Genomic DNA, 596 nt, shown 5'->3' with positions numbered 1-596 from the left:
GCCACCGCCTCGTCCACGTCGACGTTCGTCGTGAGTTCGCGCATGGCGGGATCATGGCGGGACCCACTGACAGAATTCCGCCGCCGAAGCGGCCAGGTGGAATCGCGCGACCGCGGCCGCGTTCCAGGCCGAGGAGTCTCGGCTGGTTTGTCGGAGCGGGCTGATATTCCTGGCGGTGCACCCTACCTCCTGGAGACACCGATGGCCCAGGTCACCCTCCGAGATGAGACCGCCACCGGCAGGCCGCTGGAGGAGTTCACGCTGCCGGATCTACCTGATCGGATCACCGCGCGTGAGCTGGTACGGCTACGCGTGCGCGAGGATGTCGCACGGCACAACGCGACGCCTTCGACACGATTCAACGGACTGGTCATGCCCGACGACGCCGAGGCCGAGCTGAACGGCTACCGGATGCGTACGGCCAGGCGGATCGACTGGGAACGGCAGGCCGACATCGCCGAGAAGGCCTTTCAGCGCAACGGGTTCATCCTGCTGGCCGATGACCGGCAGATCGAGGACCTGGACGAGCAGATCGACTTGACCACGGATCCGGTGATCTCGTTCGTCAAGCTCGTTCCCCTGGTCGGCGGCTGACG

The 596-nt window shown here is 66.1% G+C and carries 1 protein-coding gene; it reads left to right on the top strand.

The window, feature by feature from the left end; all coding sequences use genetic code 11:
- Nucleotides 1-201 precede the first annotated feature (201 nt).
- Nucleotides 202-594, top strand: coding sequence for a hypothetical protein (locus tag Pmi06nite_RS41650; RefSeq protein WP_203958781.1), 393 nt, complete (start codon nucleotides 202-204; stop codon nucleotides 592-594).
- Nucleotides 595-596: the final 2 nt, after the last annotated feature.

It is taken from the genome of Planotetraspora mira, from assembly GCF_016863275.1.
GTDB lineage: Bacteria > Actinomycetota > Actinomycetes > Streptosporangiales > Streptosporangiaceae > Planotetraspora > Planotetraspora mira.
The sequence above is the reverse complement of the archived record's forward strand: the minus strand, read 5'-3'. Positions and strand labels throughout refer to the sequence as shown.

Coding starts and splice junctions, on each gene's coding strand:
- Pmi06nite_RS41650 (WP_203958781.1), top strand. CDS start 202: ATGGCCCAGGTCACCCTCCGAGATGAGACCGCCACCGGCAGGCCGCTG.